Raw genomic sequence first — 15953 nt, 5'->3', positions numbered from 1 at the left:
CCAGTCTAGCCAGGCGCGCCTACCCCAGCTTCGCGGTGATCCACCTGCGGGAGGCGAAGATCGCGACGCCGACGGCGAGCATGACCGCGGCGGTGGTGAGGAAGTACGTGCGTTCCGACGCCGCGCTCGACGGGTCGTAGAAGCCCGCCAGCGTGCCCGACATGGCGGTGCCCAATGCGACCGAGAGCAGCCAGAGCGCGAACGCGCGAGTGGGAAACACTTGCGGGGCGACCAGCGTGGCCATCGAGTTGCCGACGGGGCTGAGCATGAGCTCGGCCATGGTAAACAGGAAAAGGATGACAACGATCGCCCAGAACGGCGTCGAGTTCGGCCCGCCGCCGACGAACGGGAGGAACACGAGCGTGGCCAGGCCGATGATGAAAAGCGCCAGCGAGAACTTCGTGGCGTACGACGGCTGGCGCGAGCCCAGTTTGGTCCAGACGACGCCGAAGACGCCGGCGAACGGGATCACAAAGAGGGGGTTCAGCGACTACACCACGCCGGGCGGCAGCTCGTAGCCGAAGAACGTGCGGTTCAGGCGCTCGTCCGAGTACAGGGCGACGACCGTGAACTGCTGCTGGAACACCGACCAAAACGCCACGGAGGCGGCGAACATCGGAATGAAGCCGATCAGCCGCGAACGCTCCTCTCCGGTCACCAGATCCGAGCGGTGCATCTGCACCCACAGCGTCACCGCCGTCACTAGGGTTAAGACCACCACGATGGTGGACAGGTGCGAGAGCTTGACTACCCCGGTGGCGATGAGCACGGCCACGAGCGCGACGGCCGCGACTACACCGAGCGCGACCGGCACGTAACGGGAGCGCGGCAGTGGGTTGGCCACCTCATGGCCAGCGGTTTCCACGGTGTGGCGGCGCATCAGCACGTACTGCGCCAGGCCGATCGCCATGAGCACGGCGGCGGTGCCGAAGCCCCAGTGGAAGCCCTTCCACCCCCAGAACGCGTTGGTGATCAGTGGGCCGAGGAGCCCGCCGATGTTGACGCCCATGTAGTAGATGGAAAAGCCGCCATCGCGACGCTTGTCCTCACGGCTGTACAGGTCGCCGAGCAGTACCTGGGAGGTGGTTTTCAGCGCACCCGAGCCGACCGCGATGCTCACCAGCCCGATGCCGACGCCGCTGAAGCCGGGGATCACCGCCAGCGAGATGTGGCCGAACATGATCAGGATGGCGGAGTAAAACAGGGTCCGCTCCGCCGACAGGATGCGGTCGGCGACCCACGCCCCGGCGACGCTGGTCAGATACACCAAGCCGCCGTACGCACCGACGATGGACAGCGCCGCTTCCTGGCTGAGCCCGAGCCCGCCGTCCGACACGGAGTAGTAGAGGTAGAAAGCGAGAAGCGCCTGCAGGCCATAAAAGCTGAAGCGCTCCCACATCTCCACGCCGGCGAGATTAGCCAGGCCCCACGGGTGGCCGAGGAACTGGCGCTAGCCGTCGCGTGGCCGCGTTGCTGATTGATTGCTCATCGGCCTAGTGCATCACTGCGTTTTGCCCTGCCCGTGAAAGGGATACCGACTAGTATCGTTCAATTTAGGTGCATAGACCGATTTGTACGTTTTGTGGCCGGGAAATATGTTGGGCTTCTGAATCGTTGCGAAGTGGTGAAACAGTTTATTCGTCAGTTTCCAGTAGACCGCTTGGTTCGCTTGTATCTCATCATCGTGGAAGGAAAGCCGGTGAAGTAGTTCGGCTTCGGTGCGCAGGTGCTCACCGGCCTTGTAGTCGGCCTCATCCTCGGGTTCATCGCCCGTGCCGGGGATGTCGAGTGGCTCGGTGGGATCTTGAACTGGACCGGCTCCACGTACGTGCAGCTGTTGAAGCTTCTGATTCCGCCGCTCGTGTTCACCGCGGTGGTGACCTCCGTGGCCAACCTGCGCAAGGTGACCAACGCCGCGCGGCTCGCGGGCAGACCCTGATCTGGTTCGCCATCACCGGGTTCGTCTCGGTGCTCATCGGCATCGCGGTCGCGCTGGTCATCCGACCGGGCGCGAACTCCACGGTGGATCCTTCCGCCGCGGTCGAGCCCTCGTCGTCGGGCTCCTGGCTCGCCTTCATTAACTCGGTGGTGCCCGAGAACTTCCTCGGCATTAGCGCTGATGTGGCTAACGACGGCGAGCGCTCCATCGGGTTCAACGTCCTGCAGATCCTCGTCATCTCGCTGGCGATCGGCATCGCTGCTGTCAAAGCCGGTGCGAAGGCGTAGCCGTTCATCGCGTTTTCCGAATCCCTGCTCGAGATCATCCAGGTCGCGCTGTGGTGGGTCATCCGCCTCGCCCCGATCGGCAGCGCCGCGCTGATCGGCAACGCCGTGGCCACCTACGGCTGGGAGGCGCTCGGCTCGCTCGGCATGTTCGTGCTGGCCATCTACGTCGGCCTTGCGCTGGTGATCTTCGGCTTCTACCCCGCCCTGCTCGCGCTCAACGGCCTGCCCGTCGCGGTCTTCTTCAAGCGCGTGTGGCCCGTGACGACGCTCGGCTTCGTCACCCGTTCGTCCCTCGGCGTGCTTCCCGTCAACCAGCGCACGGTCGAGAAATCCATGGGTGTGCCCAGCGAGTACGCGTCCTTCGTCATGCCCTTGGCCGCCACCTCCAAGATGGACGGCTGCGCCTCGATCTACCCGGCGGTAGCGGCGATCTTCGTCAGCCAGTTCTACGGCATCCCGCTGGGTATCGCGGACTACTTCCTCATCGTGCTCACCGCGGTGCTCGGCTCCGCGGCGACGGCCGGCACGACCGGCGCCACCGTGATGCTCACGCTGACGCTGTCCACGCTGGGCCTGCCGCTCGCGGGCGTTGGCCTGCTGCTCGCCATCGAGCCGATTGTGGACATGGGGCGCACCGCCGTCAACGTCACCGGGCAATCGCTCGTTGCCACGATCGTCGCCAAGCGCGAGCAGATCATTAACCGCTCAGCCTGGGAAAAAGTCAGCGCCTAGTTCACCGTCGACGGGACCGCGAGCCACAGCGCGTTACCGGAGGCGTTGGTGTACGTGTCGATCGCGCGTGGAATGTGATTCGGAGAGGTCACGAGCACGCCGACCGGCATGACGTTGCCGGAGCTTCCGGCACTGTCCGCGGTGGCCTGGGCGTTGCCTACCGTCGAGTAGGCGGTGGTGTCAACGTGGATGCGGGCGGGGTCCACCAAGGTCCTCACTAAAAAGTCGCGCATGTACTCCGCCTCCGTCTGGCAGCCGGGCTGGGTGTGCCCGCCGGTGACCACGATCGGGTTGGCGGGGTGCAGCAGCGCGACGCCACGGGCGGTGGCGAGGCGGTCATCGAGGACCGCCGGGGCCGAGCAATCAGGGTTCAGGCGCGCTCCCAACACGACGATGGGGACGCGGGAGTCGAAGAGCACGGCGTGGGCCGCGGCCACACCGAGCGGCGAGGCCTTCAGGCCCGTGGCCAAGTCGTTCAAGCCCGCCGCCTGCGCGTTTGCCGGAGCGAGCGTCGCCACGCATGCCGCGGCGAGTGCCGCCGCGATCGTACGCCGCATAGTGAAGCCAGTTGCCACCTTGGGACTCCATTCTGTCGCCACTTTTGTTGACACCTATTGTCAAACCGCCGCCAGTCTAGCGGCCCGCTTGAGCCGGGGGTAGTCTTGGGTGAATGTTATTCCCTTTCCGCCTGTACGCGGTCCAGCTCGGCGGCGATGCTCGGCCACAGCTGGTTGAGAACGTGGTCCCAGGTCAGGACCCCGCGCACCACTGAGCTGTCGGCGTCGTCGGTGACCACCACGACCTGTTCGTTGCGCATCCGCATCTGCTCCAACGCGTCCGAAATAGACGTCTGCGCCGGCAGCGTGAGCGCCGGGCGGGAGAACTGAGCGGCCGGCGCCTCGGGGGCGGCGCGTAGCGTGTCTCGGACGTGGACCACGCTGGGGCCGGCGTCGAGAAGCACGCGCAAGTCGCCGCTTTTCAGCGCAGCGCGCTGTACGACGGCCACGGTGGCGTCGCGGGGCAGCGTCCGCGGTGCAGTAACCACCGCGCCAACGGTCTCGCGCTCGAGCTCGATGACGCCGGTAATCTGCGCGGCGGAAGCGCTATCCAGCGCGCCCGTCTCTCGCGAGTGCTGGACCAGGAGATTCAGGGTTTCGTAGTCGTAGCCGCGCGCCGCCGCGCGATCCACGGGCTCCTCCCCCGCCTTGACCACCAGGCGGTTCGCCACCCGGTTGATCCACGTCAGCAGCGGCCGGAAGATCGCGATGAACCCGCGGGCGGGGATCGCGATGAAGCGCAGCGCCGTGTCCGGGTGCGTGATCGCCCAGGACTTCGGCGCCATCTCGCCGATGACGAGGTGGATGAACGTGACCACAAACAGAGCGAGCACGAACGACACCACATCCGCCGCCGTGTACGGCAGGCCAAGTGCCGTAAACATCGGCATCATCGCGTCGTGGACCCAGGGTTTCGTGATCGCGCCGAGCGCGAAGGTGCAGACAGTGATGCCGAGCTGCGCGCCGGCGAGCATGAGCGTTAGCTCATTGAGGCTGCGCAGCGCGGCGCGTGAGGCCGCCGAGGTTTCCGCGGTCTCTTCGAGGCGGTGGCGCCTCGCCGCGAGCAGCGCGAACTCGATGATGACGAAGAACGCCGACAGCGCAATCAGCACAATTGTCGCGGGCAGGGCTATGTACCACTCGGTCACTGTTCGTCCCCTTCTTCCTCAATGAGCGTGAGCTTGACGACGCCCGGCACGTGCCTTTCCACACTTTCAACCTCAGCCCTCAAAATGCGCACCGGGGCTTCGTCCCCGTCGAGGTAGTCCTCGGGCTCCGCGGCGAGTTCGATGTCGTGTGTCTCGCCGGAATCGACGAGCCCGCCTGCCTCCGCCAGCACGAGTCCGGAGATGGTCTCGAAGTCGCCGGCGGGCAGGTCGTGGCCGATGGTGCGTTCGACCTCGTCAAGGGGCGTGTCTCCCCCGACGATCCACTGGTTCTCCCCCGCGATCGCGATGTCCTCGGATACCGGCAGGTCGTGCTCGTCGGCGACATCGCCGAGGATTTCCTCGGCCATGTCCTCCTGGGTGATGATGCCGATGAACCCGCCGTACTCGTCGATGACGCTGGCGAGCCGTTCGCCTTCGCTGCGCAGCTGGGTCACGGCGTCGGGCAGGCTCATCAGCTCTGGGACGACGACCGCCGGGCGCATCAGGGCGCTGACGGGGGTGGCGTCGGGAAGCTCGGTGCCCAGCACGTCGAGGAGGTGCAGCACACCGACGGGCACGTGCTCTTTGTCGATGATCGGGTAGCGCGTGTGGGCGCTTGCCATCAGCTCGCGCGCGTGGCCAATGGTGTCGTCGGGCGCGAGGACGTCGGCACGCGAGCGCGGGATCATGGCGTGGCCGACGTTGCGGTCGGGGAAGTCGAGCAAGCGATCGAGGATCATGAAGGTGCGGTCGTCGAGGTCGCCGCTCTCGCGCGATTGGCTGAGGATGTGGTCGAGGTCCTCGGCGGTGGCGGATGAGTCAATGTCTTCGACCGGCTCGATGCGCAGTAGCTTCAGGAAGGCGTTGGATGAGACGTTGAAAAATGTGATCAGCCAGCCGGTGAGCTTGAGGTACAGCGCGGTCGATGGCGCGAGCGCGAGCGATGACTTCATCGGCGCGGCGATGGTGTAGTTCTTGGGAAAGAGCTCGCCGAAGATCATTTGCACGATCGTCGACAAGGCCAGGGCGAGCACCGTGGCGACGCCGATGGAGACCGCCGGCGGAAAGCCCACTCCCCCGAGCAGCGTGCCCAGCGCCTCACCGACAAGCGGTTCCGCGACGAAACCGACGAGCAGGCCGGTGACCGTGATGCCGAGCTGGGCGCCGGAGAGCATGAACGACGTCCGGTCGGTGATCTTCAGCGCTTTGGCGGCCTTGGCGTCCCCGCCCTCGGCACGGGCCCGCAGCTGGGTGCGGTCGACGGACATGTAGGCGAATTCCTGGGCGACGAAGTAGCCGTTGGCCACAATGATCACGCCGATAACGAGAAGGCCAATAACCAGAGCACCGACTGCCGCTAGCACGAGCCCACCTCCCCCGCGCGTGCGGTGCGTTTACAACAGGTGGGCCGTTCAGGGGGCTCCATTCGGAGTATTAACCTCTTCTGTAGATGGGCGGCCTTGCGCATCGCTGATGGGGCCGCGTAGAGAACGATCAGTAGTGTACAGGTTTTCGGTCATGTTGGGAAGCGCTGAGCATCTCACTCAATTGAGGTGCACAATGAGTGCATCCATTGCCTACGCGTAGGAGTCCGCCAATGAATCCCCGCCTCGTCCGCGCTGCCGCCGCCGCGTTGTGCGCCCTGTCCTTGGCTTCGTGCACGGCACCGGCGCCCCCAGAAACTTCAGAAACTTCAGAAACTTCGCCCTCGCTTGCCGACGCCTATTCCAACGTCCTCGATAATCCCGATGCGTACGACTACAACTTGACCTCGGGCTTCGAGCCTGCGGGGACCTACTCCTACGCCCTTGCCGAGGTGACGGGCGATGATTCCCCGGAGCTGCTGCTGCAGGCGGACGCGAGCGACTACTGGGCGCCTGTCACTGTGTTCAGCATGCCCGAAAGCGGGGCGCTTTTTAATACCCAAGAAGTGCTGATTTCCGGAGCCGGATCCGCGGGCGGGGGCCGCGCGGCTGTTGCGTCGTCACGCTCGGGCAGCGGGGCCCGACCCCTGGAAAGTGGACACGGGGATTTAATCAAGATGCGATAGTAAGTGTAGCTGATTCGGCGGCTTCAAAGGCGTTCGGCGAGCGGTAGCCACACCACGAGTGCAACCGTTGGGTGTTGTACCGGATGCACCACTGGAACACGTCCCGGCGACACACCAGCTGACTGGCGAAAACAGGCTCGTCCTTCAGGACTTCCCGCTTCAACGAGGCGTTGAACGACTCCGCCAACGAGTTGTCCGCACTCGTCCCGATCGTACCCATCGACTGGGTGACACCGAACCGCTCACATAACCTCCGGTACTGCTCAGAGGTATAGACACTGCCGTGATCCGAGTGAAAAATCGCCCCGTCAAGGCTACCTCGGACCCCGTGAGCCATCGTGAGGGCTTCTTCGACCAACTCGGTGCGCATGTGGTCGGCGATCGCGAAACCGGTCAACTGCCGCGAATAGCAGTCGATGACCGTGGCCAGGTACATATTCGACCCGTCCGCGATCGGCAGGTACGTGATATCGCCGACGTAGACCTTGTTCGGTTTCTCCGCGGTGAACCGGCGTTTCAGAAGGTCAGGGAATTTAGGCGCACGTTTCGCGGACACGGTGGTCTTCACCCGGCGTTTCCTGGTGTAGCCGAAAAGGCCCATCTGCCGCATCAGCCGGGCGGTGCGCTTGTGATTGAGACGGCCGCCCTTGCCCCGGTCGTTGGCGGGATCGGCGTTGATCGCCGCAGTTACACGTTTCGCCCCGTAACAGCCGTTCTCGGCCTTGAACACGGCCTTGATCCTCGCTCCCAGCGCCGCGTCAGCGACGAGGCGTCGCCGGCGGGCAGGAGCAGCAGATTTCCATTTGTAATACGAGGACCGGTTGACCTTCAGGACCTCACATAACCGCTTGACCTCGTAGAAGTCTCGGTGGTCATCAACGAACTGAAAGCGGTTCACCAGTTCGTCTCTTCCGCGAAATATTTGGCCGCCTTGCGCAGGATCTCTCGTTCCTCCCGGAGCTTGACGTTCTCGCGTTCCAACACGCGGATCCGCTCGGCATCGGAGAGTCCTTCAACCGGGGAGCGTTCGCTGTTGGCTGCGGCGATCGGGCTGGCGACTTTTTCACCGTTGGCGTTAGTTTTGGTGCCGGTGCCGAAGGCGTCGAGCCAGGTGCGCAGGGAGTTGCGGTTGACCCCGAGATCGGAGGCGATCGCGTTGATCGTGGCTCCGGGGGTCGACTCGTACAACGACACTGCGTCACGCTTGAACTGCTCGGTGTAGGTCTTGCGTGGCATGGTGGAAAGGTACCTCACTTTCCCAGCGAGATGCTGGTTTCAGCGTGTCCACCGCCAAGGGGTCAGGTCCGCGGACTTTACCAGCTCACGTGGCAGTCAGTTGCGCAATCTGTTGATGTCGAGCGCTTTGCCGTCGAGGACCAAAGTCTGGTTTCGGCAGGCGCGAAAACGGCCGTGGCGAGCGGCGACGTCTACGCCGACGACCGGGCGGAGATCACCTGGACCCCGAGCACGGACCGCAGCGTCCTCGATGCGCTGGAAAGTGGCACATGGGCTCCGCCGACTTCTTCGCCTACGCCGGAGGCCTCTGTCGTGGTCAAGCGCTGCGGGGCCGTCCCCGGCCAAAGCGTTTACACCGGCACCACGGAAACGTCGTGCGAGTTCGCCATTGAGGTGGCTAGGGCCGTGATTCAGAGCCACGGAGGACCGAGCTTCGCGGTTGAGGCTCGCAGCCCGATAACCAAGGCGTCCTACTCGATGAGCTGTCAGTCTTCTGGAACCGAAATCACGTGTACCGGCGGCAACAACGCAAAGGTCGTCCTTCGCGCGGGTGAAGACCCACCTGCCGAAGCGAGCGGGTTAGACGTGTACGAGGGCAATGTTGTCAGCATGAGTACTGCTGAAGTCCTAGACGGGAGACCCGCGCCCAATAACGACAATCCGAACAACGAGTACATTGTGCTCTTGTTTGATTCGCCCCGGGACGTGACGGCACAACGGCTCGGCGGGGAAAGCGACACAGAGCAGAAAGCGTTACTCGCTCTCGGGGACAAGGAGATTACTCCGTACGGCACTAGCGACGAAACCGGCCCGTGGCTCGATTACGTTGGCAAGCGCGTACGCCTAAAAGTTGATCCCACGACGATGTATTTCCCATCGGATGCGAGCCTTCCGTTGGGCGCACCTCGGGTTGGCGAGCACACGGCTTACAGCATCGAGGTGCTGTAAACATTCTTAACCAGAGTTAGCGTCTGGGTTGGTGGTGGGTTTGTGGGGGAAGGTCATGCGGTATTCCTGCTCGAGGCGTGTCAGTGCTTCGATGCAGGTGTCGTAGTTGCCGGTGGTGTCGTAGGCGTCGAGGATTGTGTGCCCTTTCGCCAGAAACGTCGCGACCCGGTCACGCAGGACACGTCGCTGGTCGAGGCTGTGGTTCCACCGGGGGTTGTCCGCCCCAAGCTGGGTGGTGATAAACCCATCGGGCTCGGTTAAGGCGTAGGTGCCGTCGGGGAATAGCCACACGATGTCGCCGGTGGTGGGGTCGGGAATGTAGTAGGCACGACGATCCGTTTTCACGTTGTGGTGACGCTGACACAACGAGAACAAATTCGCTGGGGTTGTGCTTCCCCCGTCGGCGTAGGGGACGCGGTGATCAAGCTGGCAATGCTGTGCATCGCGGGTACAGCCCGGCCAGACGCAGGTGCCGTCGCGGGCAATAGCGAACGCTTTCATCCGGGCCGAGGGAACATAGCCGTCGATCTCGTGGCCGGCAACATCACCAAGGTCCACGATGCGCGAGGCGTACTGTTCGGCCACAGCACTGCCCTCAGCATCGGTCCACCCCGTACCGGGGAAAAACACTGATGCACCGTCGACGATGTCACCATCGGGGCCCAGGGGTGCGAACCCGAAAATAGTCACCGTGGGTTGTGCGGTGAGTTCACCGGTGAGGATCAGGCGTGCTGCTTCGTCTTCGGTGATGTTGTTCTCTTGTGCCACGTGTGTGCGGTATTGCCGGATCAGGGCGTGGGTGGTGTTGTCGCACTCAATTGTGGTGCCGGAGCGTGCACCGAGCTCATAGTCGTAGATGACGAACGCGTCTTGAGGGCGGGTGCGGCGTTTGCGTTTAGCCGCGTCGTAACCCACGGTGTTGTCGAGCTGGGCGATGAGCCGTCTAAGCCGGTGCACGATTGCTTTCGGTGTCAGCAACGGTTGGTTGGGTTTCGTGGCGGTAAACACCTCCACTAGGTACGCGTCAATGTGGGCGTAGACCTCGGTGTCGACGCCGGGGCCAAGTTCCGCAATGGCGGTATCAATGCTGGCAAGGCGTTTGATGTCTAACAGTCGTGTGGTGTGTTGAATCTGGCGCAGCCCGGGCAGGTCGATCAGGCGTCGGTAGGCGAAGATGGCTTTTTCGACTGCTGCTTTGCTCTCCCCGATCGCGTGTTGGATGTGGGTGATCTCTACTTCGAAGTCGTCGACCACATGTGCCGTCTCGGCCCAGGTGGAGAAGATCTCGTATTCGATGTCGCGTTTGTGTTGGCCCAGGCGTGCCAACGTGTCGTTTGGTCGTTGTGTGCGGAAGAAATGGTCATCCCCCGTGTGCGTCGCATCCATGTGCGCCCCCCTTTCAACACCTGCCATTATAATCGCACAGGCATTCGTGTGCAATGGTTCGGGCGTGGATGTGTGCACACTATAGTGACACACGTGTGCTAAGCGGTTACTCCGCAATTGGGTCGTCATAAGCAAAAGAGGCTTCATCCCCATCGGCGTAGAGTGGCCTCGAAAGTTCGCACTCATAGCGATCATGGCCCTCATCTTGGCTGCTCTAGCCTTCGAAACCTTCAGCGGCTCGGTGACGACTAGCACGATTCCTAGCTCTCAAGCGCGACGGCGGTCGAACAAATCCAGCCAACCCGCGGAAAATGGCCGCTTCAACTCACAAGTGCCCCAGGTGAGACTCGAACTCACACTGGACGGGTTTTGAATCCGTTGCCTCTGCCAATTGGGCTACTGGGGCGCGAGAATAAAGCTTAGCGCAGCTGCGAGTGCTGGAGGAAATCCCCCGGGGCGAGGGGCGTCGATACGCATCTAGCGTAATAAGTTACTAATGCGTAGCCTTGCAGAGGTGACCACTATCGAGCGAACGTCTCGCGTTTTTGACCGCGGACCCCGCCCATCGACGCGCGGCTGGGCCCACCTGATTGCCGCGTTTGTGGCGTCGATAAGCTCCGCGGTGCTCATCACTTTCGCGTGGCTGACTCTGCGGCCCGTCGAGGCGCTGAGTGTGAGCGTGTACTGCGCGGGGCTGATCCTGCTGTTCGCGGTGTCGGGGCTTTACCACCGCGGCCCGTGGAAGTCTGCTGCAACAGTCCAGTGGTGGCGGCGCGCCGACCACTCCACCATCGCCATCTTCATCGCCTCGACGTACACGCCGCTGTGCATCATCCTGCTCGAGCCGCCCTACTCGACGTGGATGCTGGTCATCGCCTGGGCGGGCGCGGTGCTGGGCGTCGTGTTGAATATGGTGTGGATCAACCACCCCCGATGGCTCGACGTGCTGGTGTACATCACGCTCGGCTGGCTGGTCCTGCCCATCCTGCCCGTGCTGCGCACCGAAGCGGACATGGCCGTTATCCTTTTGCTGTTTTTTGGCGGCGTCGCATACACGGTGGGCGCGGTGGTCTACGGGCTGAAATGGCCAGGCCGCGAAGCCCGCTACTACGGCTACCACGAGCACTTCCATACGCTGACGATCGTCGCGGCGGCCCTGCACCTGGTGGCGATCTGGATCATCGTCGTTCAGGCAGGCCAGCCCACCTAGAACCAATTGGGCAAAGCCCAGCAGCGCTGGTTATTATGCAGCAATGCGTAAGTCCTACAGTTTCGCCGCGGTCGTCGGCAGCGCCCTGCTGCTGACCTCGTGCGTGACCAACACCGAGGGCGGAAACCCCGAAGGCTGGGAGCCCGTCGAGGTGGAAGCGGTGCCAGAGATCGCCGCGATGGTGCCCGAGAGCGTCGCGGCGGACGGCAAGCTGTCGGTGGGCACGAACCCACCGTTTGCCCCCTTCGAGTTCAAAGACTCCACAGGCAACCTCATTGGCGTCGAGCTCGACCTCGGCCAGGCGTTAGCGCAGGTCATGGGCCTCGAGTTCGACCCGCAGGAAATGGATTTCTCCATGATCCTGCCCGCGGTCCAAGCCGGCAGCCTGGACGCCGGCATGTCAGGGTTCACCGATACCGAGGAACGCCGCGAGTCCTACGACTTTGTCAACTTCCTTTACGCCGGGATCCAGTGGGCGCAGCAGCCGGGCAACGACGTCGACCCGGCGAACCCGTGCGGGCTGACCGTCGCCGTTCAGCGCACCACTGTTTCCGAAACTGACGACGTCCGCCCGAAGAGCGACGCCTGCGTCACAGAAGGAGACGACCCGATCACCGTTTTGTCCTTCGACACCTCCGACAACGCCGCGCTCGCCGCGCTGACAGGCCGCGCCGACGCATTCAGCGCCGACTCCCCCGTCACCGCCTGGGCCGTCGAGCGTTCCGACGGCGATCTGGAGCTGGTGGGCGACATGTTCGACGCGGCCCCCTACGGCATCGCGGTGAACAAGGGCTCCGAGCTCGGCCCCGCGCTGGCCGCCGCGATGCAGCACCTCATCGACACCGGGGAGTATGCCCGCATCCTCGGGCAATGGAACATCGACTCAGGCCTACTCGACGAAGCGCTGATTAACGAACAGCCCCAGCAAGGAGCAGCACAATGACAACTACACGACCCGAGCGCATCGAGGCCAAGCCCCTGCGCCACCCCGGGCGCTGGATTTTGGCGGCCATCATCATCGCGTTAGCGGTGTGGTTCCTCATCGGCGCGGCCCGCAACGACGCCTACGGCTGGGACACCTACTTCCGCTACCTGTTTGACACCCGCATCGCCGTCGCCGCGCTGCACACCCTGGCGATCACGATTTTCGCGATGGTGCTCGGCGTGATCGGCGGCGTCATCCTCGCGGTCATGCGGATGTCCCCCAACCCGGTGTTCAAAACGGTGTCCTGGGTGTTCCTCTGGATCTTCCGCGGCACCCCGGTCTACGTCCAGCTCATCTTCTGGGGGTTGATCGGCTCGATCTATGACACCATCAACCTCGGCGTCGCCGAGATTCCGCTGGAGCCGTTTACTTCTTCGGCGTTCTTGCTCGCCGTCGTCGGCCTGGCGCTCAACGAGGCCGCCTACATGGCCGAGATCGTCCGCTCTGGCGTCTCCTCGGTGCCCGAGGGGCAGATCGAGGCCTCCAAGGCGCTGGGCATGAGCTGGTCGCAGACGATGACGCGCACGGTTCTGCCGCAGGCAATGCGCATCATCATCCCGCCGACGGGCAACGAGTTCATCTCGCTGCTGAAAACGTCTTCGCTCGTCGTCGCGGTGCCCTATTCTTTGGAGCTCTACGGTCGCTCCATGGACATCGCCGCCGCGCTGTTCGAGCCGGTGCCCATGTTGCTCGTCGCCGCGACCTGGTACCTGGCGATTACCTCGGTCCTCATGGTCGGCCAGCACTACCTTGAGAAGTACTTCGACCGCGGCGCGAAACGCCAGCTCACCGCCCGCCAGCTGGCCACGCTTGCCGACGCCGAGGGCACCATCCCGGCCAACGTTCAGCTTGTCGACGCCCCCGAGCCCAAAGGACGCTAACTTATGACTACTCCCATGATTCAGGCCGAGAACGTCTGGAAGTCCTTCGGCAGCCTTGACGTGCTCAAAGGCATCGACCTCACCGTCGAACCCGGCTCCGTAACCTGTCTGATTGGCCCCTCCGGCTCCGGCAAGTCGACGTTCTTGCGCTGCGTCAACCACCTAGAAAAGGTCACCGCGGGTCGCCTCTACGTCGACGGCGAGCTCATCGGCTACCGCGAGCGCGGCGGCACCCTGTACGAAATGTCCGAGCGCGACGCCGCGAAGCAGCGCCGCGAGATCGGCATGGTGTTCCAGCAGTTCAACCTGTTTGGCCACCGCACCGTGCTCGACAACATCATGGAGGCGCCGATCCACGTCAAGGGCGTGCCCGCCGCCAAGGCGAAGGAGCGCGCGCTCGAGCTGCTCGCGATGGTGGGCCTCGAGTCCAAAGCAACCGCGTACCCGATCCAGCTTTCCGGTGGCCAGCAGCAGCGCGTCGCCATCGCGCGGGCGGTGGCCATGGAGCCCAAGCTCATGCTTTTCGACGAGCCCACCTCCGCGCTCGACCCCGAGCTCGTCGGCGAGGTCCTCGGCGTGATGAAGCGCCTCGCCGAAGACGGGATGACCATGCTCGTTGTCACCCACGAGATGAACTTCGCCCGCGAGGTGGCCGACAAGGTCGCGTTCATGGCCGACGGCCGCATCGTCGAGTACGGCACCCCCGCCCAGGTTTTGGACAACCCGCAGCAGGAGCGTACTCAGTCGTTCCTCTCGACCCTGTTTTAAGGTGCGAGAGCGCCCCGGAGATCCTGTCCCGGGTGGTTAGAGCATACCGGCGGCGCCGCGCACAAGCGCCGTCACTCCCCCGAGCACGGCTAGGGTCAGCGCGATAGCGTGGGCTTTGCCGCTGGGCACGTGGGGGGAGATTCTCACACCGAGGAAGATCCCGCCCGCCATGGCGATGCCGCCGGAGACCCACAGGACAGGGTCGACCGCGGCGAGGTCAGCGGCGCCGGTCAGCTCCTTCATGGCGAAAGACACGGCACCGCCCACCATGAAAATCGGCTGCAGAGTGGCGGCGTAGGTCCGCTGATCCCAGCGCGCCGCCTGCGAGTACACGGTGATAGCGGGTCCTGCGACACCGGCCAGGGTGTTCATGAAGCCGCCGATCACACCGGATACGGCCGCGGGCACGCGGCCCTCGACGACCGGGACAAAGCGCTTGCCCAGCGTGACCACGCTCAACGCGATGAGGAGGATCACGCCGACGATGACGAGGAGCACATCCGTCGATACGGCGCGGATGAGGAACGCCCCGGGCACTGCCCCCAGGACTAGGTAAGGGGCGATGGACGCGAACTTGCTCCAGTCAACGCGATCGCGCACGGTAAGCGTTGTCAGAGCCGCATTCGCGGTGGCCAACACGTTGACCACGAGCACACCCTCCACCGGGCCGATCAGCAACGACAAAATCGGGGCCGCAATGAGCCCCACTCCCATGCCCGAGATCCGCTGCAGGCAGGAACCGACGAGGATCGCCAGGAACAGGCCGATCGCCGCGGCGGTCACCTGTATTTTTCCTTCATGGCTTCCAGGACGAGGTCGGGCACGAGGCCAGTCACATCGCCGCCGTACTTGACAACCTCCTTGCACAGCGAAGAGGAGGTGTAGCCGAACTTCTCGTCGGTGAGCAGGAAGTACGTGTCCACCCCGGAGAGCCTGCGGTTCATCTGCGCCATCGGCAGCTCGTACTCGTAGTCCAACGAGGAGCGCAGGCCCTTAACCAGGGCGGTGATGTGGTGGGCGGTGGTGTAGTCGACCAGCAGCCCGCCCCAGAAATCGACGCGGATGTTGGGGACGTCGGCAAGCACCTGCTCGATGAGCTCCACGCGCTCGTGCACGGTAAACAACCCCGAGGTCTTGGTCGGGTTGCCGGTGACGAGAACGACGACTTCGTCGAAGTGTTTCGCGGCGCGGGCGAAAATATCGAGGTGGCCGTTGGTGACCGGGTCGAAGGATCCGGGGCATACTGCGGTGGTCATGTCACATTCCTTTCGTAGACGGCCATGTCCATGCGGGCGATGCCGTAGAGCCGTTTCTTCAGCTTCTGCGTCGTCGGGGTGAACGCGTCGGGCCAGGCGGTTTCGGGACTGTCGCGGTGGCGCTCGACGACGACCACGGCGCCGTCGACAAGCGCGGGCTCAAGGGCTGCGAGCATCTCGGCGACGGACTCGTCTGCGAGGTCATAGGGCGGGTCGGCAAGCACCATGGAGAAGTGGTTGCGCGGCGCCCGGGCCAAGTAGGTGGACGCCTTGACCGGCTCGACGTGCACGTTCGGGTGGCCGACGACGGAGGCGTTGAACTCGATGACCTTGACCGCGCGCGGGTCGTTCTCGACGAGCACGACCTCCGCCGCACCGCGCGAGGCGGCCTCGAGACCCAGCGCGCCCGAGCCGGCGAACAGGTCAAGCACCGTCTGGTCGATCAAACCAAAGCGCACCTGCAGGGAGGAGAACAGACCCTCGCGCGCGCGATCGGAGGTCGGGCGCGTCCCCTCAGGCGGTACCTTAATTTTGCGCCCGCGCGCCTCGCCGGAAATGATGCGGTTCATG

15 protein-coding genes, 1 tRNA gene and 2 pseudogenes are annotated in these 15953 nt (G+C 64.0%); 7 read left to right on the top strand and 11 right to left on the bottom strand.

The window, feature by feature from the left end; translation table 11 throughout:
- Window positions 1-19: 19 nt before the first annotated feature.
- A complete protein-coding gene (locus RIU96_RS12010; protein WP_396136756.1) occupies window positions 20-472 on the bottom strand; it encodes an MFS transporter in 453 nt (150 codons plus the stop codon).
- An 18-nt stretch (window positions 473-490) separates the two neighbouring features.
- Window positions 491-1435 (bottom strand): annotated as a pseudogene (locus RIU96_RS12005) (peptide MFS transporter); the annotation flags it as partial.
- Window positions 1436-1726: 291 nt separating this feature from the next.
- Between RIU96_RS12005 and RIU96_RS07885 the strand changes: the two are divergent.
- Window positions 1727-2958 (top strand): annotated as a pseudogene (locus RIU96_RS07885) (dicarboxylate/amino acid:cation symporter).
- On the opposite strand, the gene RIU96_RS07880 reads toward RIU96_RS07885, so the two are convergent.
- The 3 genes from RIU96_RS07880 to RIU96_RS07870 all read right to left on the bottom strand — a co-directional run bounded on the left by RIU96_RS07880 (window position 2955) and on the right by RIU96_RS07870 (window position 6027).
- A complete protein-coding gene (locus RIU96_RS07880) occupies window positions 2955-3533 on the bottom strand; it encodes a YdcF family protein (protein WP_311204866.1) in 579 nt (192 codons plus the stop codon). The pseudogene RIU96_RS07885 and the gene RIU96_RS07880 sit on opposite strands and share 4 nt — an antisense overlap.
- Window positions 3534-3631: 98 nt before the next feature.
- Window positions 3632-4663, bottom strand: a complete 1032-nt coding sequence (locus RIU96_RS07875; RefSeq protein WP_136651285.1) for a CNNM domain-containing protein — start codon at window positions 4661-4663, stop codon at window positions 3632-3634.
- Window positions 4660-6027 (bottom strand): hemolysin family protein, encoded by a 1368-nt coding sequence (locus RIU96_RS07870; RefSeq protein ID WP_144690612.1) that lies wholly within the window; start codon window positions 6025-6027, stop codon window positions 4660-4662. Before RIU96_RS07870 ends, RIU96_RS07875 begins: the two co-directional genes overlap by 4 nt.
- A 233-nt stretch (window positions 6028-6260) precedes the next feature.
- Here RIU96_RS07870 and RIU96_RS07865 point away from each other — a divergent pair, with 233 nt between their 5' ends.
- On the top strand, window positions 6261-6713 hold the full coding sequence (locus RIU96_RS07865) for a hypothetical protein (protein ID WP_311204865.1): 453 nt from the start codon (window positions 6261-6263) through the stop codon (window positions 6711-6713).
- Here the strand turns inward: RIU96_RS07865 and RIU96_RS07860 are convergent.
- A protein-coding gene (locus RIU96_RS07860; RefSeq protein WP_144779779.1) for an IS3 family transposase occupies window positions 6700-7949 on the bottom strand; the annotation gives its coding sequence in 2 pieces (ribosomal slippage) (window positions 6700-7622 and window positions 7622-7949; 1251 coding nt in all). The two genes, RIU96_RS07865 and RIU96_RS07860, sit on opposite strands and share 14 nt — an antisense overlap.
- A gap of 174 nt (window positions 7950-8123) precedes the next feature.
- Here RIU96_RS07860 and RIU96_RS07855 point away from each other — a divergent pair.
- Entirely contained in the window at window positions 8124-8897 is a 774-nt protein-coding gene (locus tag RIU96_RS07855; RefSeq protein WP_311204864.1) for a hypothetical protein, read from the top strand.
- Window positions 8898-8903: 6 nt separating this feature from the next.
- On the opposite strand, the gene RIU96_RS07850 is transcribed toward RIU96_RS07855, so the two are convergent.
- The gene (locus RIU96_RS07850) at window positions 8904-10283 is read right to left on the bottom strand and encodes an HNH endonuclease signature motif containing protein (protein ID WP_311204863.1); all 1380 of its coding nucleotides are present in this window, start codon (window positions 10281-10283) and stop codon (window positions 8904-8906) included.
- 332 nt (window positions 10284-10615) lie between these two features.
- Window positions 10616-10689 (bottom strand) — tRNA-Leu (locus RIU96_RS07845).
- 90 nt (window positions 10690-10779) lie between these two features.
- On the opposite strand from RIU96_RS07845, the gene RIU96_RS07840 reads away from it, so the two are divergent.
- The 4 genes from RIU96_RS07840 to RIU96_RS07825 are packed head-to-tail and all read left to right on the top strand — an operon-like array spanning window position 10780 to window position 14127.
- Window positions 10780-11493 (top strand): PAQR family membrane homeostasis protein TrhA, encoded by a 714-nt coding sequence (locus tag RIU96_RS07840; RefSeq protein WP_144318330.1) that lies wholly within the window; start codon window positions 10780-10782, stop codon window positions 11491-11493.
- Between the two features lie 43 nt (window positions 11494-11536).
- A complete protein-coding gene (locus tag RIU96_RS07835; protein WP_311204862.1) occupies window positions 11537-12436 on the top strand; it encodes an ABC transporter substrate-binding protein in 900 nt (299 codons plus the stop codon).
- Window positions 12433-13359 (top strand): amino acid ABC transporter permease, encoded by a 927-nt coding sequence (locus tag RIU96_RS07830; RefSeq protein ID WP_136652761.1) that lies wholly within the window; start codon window positions 12433-12435, stop codon window positions 13357-13359. Before RIU96_RS07835 ends, RIU96_RS07830 begins: the two co-directional genes overlap by 4 nt.
- Window positions 13360-13362: 3 nt before the next feature.
- The gene (locus tag RIU96_RS07825; RefSeq protein ID WP_311204861.1) at window positions 13363-14127 is read left to right on the top strand and encodes an amino acid ABC transporter ATP-binding protein; all 765 of its coding nucleotides are present in this window, start codon (window positions 13363-13365) and stop codon (window positions 14125-14127) included.
- Between the two features lie 36 nt (window positions 14128-14163).
- Here the strand turns inward: RIU96_RS07825 and RIU96_RS07820 are convergent, their stop codons facing one another.
- Genes RIU96_RS07820 through RIU96_RS07810 form a run of 3 tightly spaced genes read right to left on the bottom strand, consistent with a single transcriptional unit; the run spans window position 14164 to window position 15952 of the window.
- Complete coding sequence (locus tag RIU96_RS07820) at window positions 14164-14910, bottom strand: sulfite exporter TauE/SafE family protein (protein WP_259822808.1); 747 nt, start codon at window positions 14908-14910, stop codon at window positions 14164-14166.
- Window positions 14907-15383, bottom strand: a complete 477-nt coding sequence (coaD, locus tag RIU96_RS07815) for a pantetheine-phosphate adenylyltransferase (protein WP_259801908.1) — start codon at window positions 15381-15383, stop codon at window positions 14907-14909. The genes RIU96_RS07820 and coaD overlap by 4 nt, the downstream gene beginning before the upstream one ends.
- Window positions 15380-15952 (bottom strand): RsmD family RNA methyltransferase, encoded by a 573-nt coding sequence (locus RIU96_RS07810; RefSeq protein ID WP_311204860.1) that lies wholly within the window; start codon window positions 15950-15952, stop codon window positions 15380-15382. The genes coaD and RIU96_RS07810 overlap by 4 nt, the downstream gene beginning before the upstream one ends.
- Window position 15953: the final 1 nt, after the last annotated feature.

This window comes from Corynebacterium sp. Z-1 (assembly GCF_031844665.1).
Classification (GTDB): domain Bacteria; phylum Actinomycetota; class Actinomycetes; order Mycobacteriales; family Mycobacteriaceae; genus Corynebacterium; species Corynebacterium sanguinis.
This window is presented reverse-complemented; position numbering and strand designations above follow the sequence as displayed.

Excerpts from the sequence above, each read along its gene's own strand:
- RIU96_RS07865 (WP_311204865.1), top strand. The coding sequence starts at position 6,261 with ATGAATCCCCGCCTCGTCCGCGCTGCCGCCGCCGCGTTGTGCGCCCTG.
- RIU96_RS07850 (WP_311204863.1), bottom strand. The coding sequence starts at position 10,283 with ATGGATGCGACGCACACGGGGGATGACCATTTCTTCCGCACACAACGA.
- RIU96_RS07840 (WP_144318330.1), top strand. The coding sequence starts at position 10,780 with ATGCGTAGCCTTGCAGAGGTGACCACTATCGAGCGAACGTCTCGCGTT.
- RIU96_RS07835 (WP_311204862.1), top strand. The coding sequence starts at position 11,537 with ATGCGTAAGTCCTACAGTTTCGCCGCGGTCGTCGGCAGCGCCCTGCTG.
- RIU96_RS07830 (WP_136652761.1), top strand. The coding sequence starts at position 12,433 with ATGACAACTACACGACCCGAGCGCATCGAGGCCAAGCCCCTGCGCCAC.
- RIU96_RS07825 (WP_311204861.1), top strand. The coding sequence starts at position 13,363 with ATGACTACTCCCATGATTCAGGCCGAGAACGTCTGGAAGTCCTTCGGC.
- coaD (WP_259801908.1), bottom strand. The coding sequence starts at position 15,383 with ATGACCACCGCAGTATGCCCCGGATCCTTCGACCCGGTCACCAACGGC.
- RIU96_RS07810 (WP_311204860.1), bottom strand. The coding sequence starts at position 15,952 with ATGAACCGCATCATTTCCGGCGAGGCGCGCGGGCGCAAAATTAAGGTA.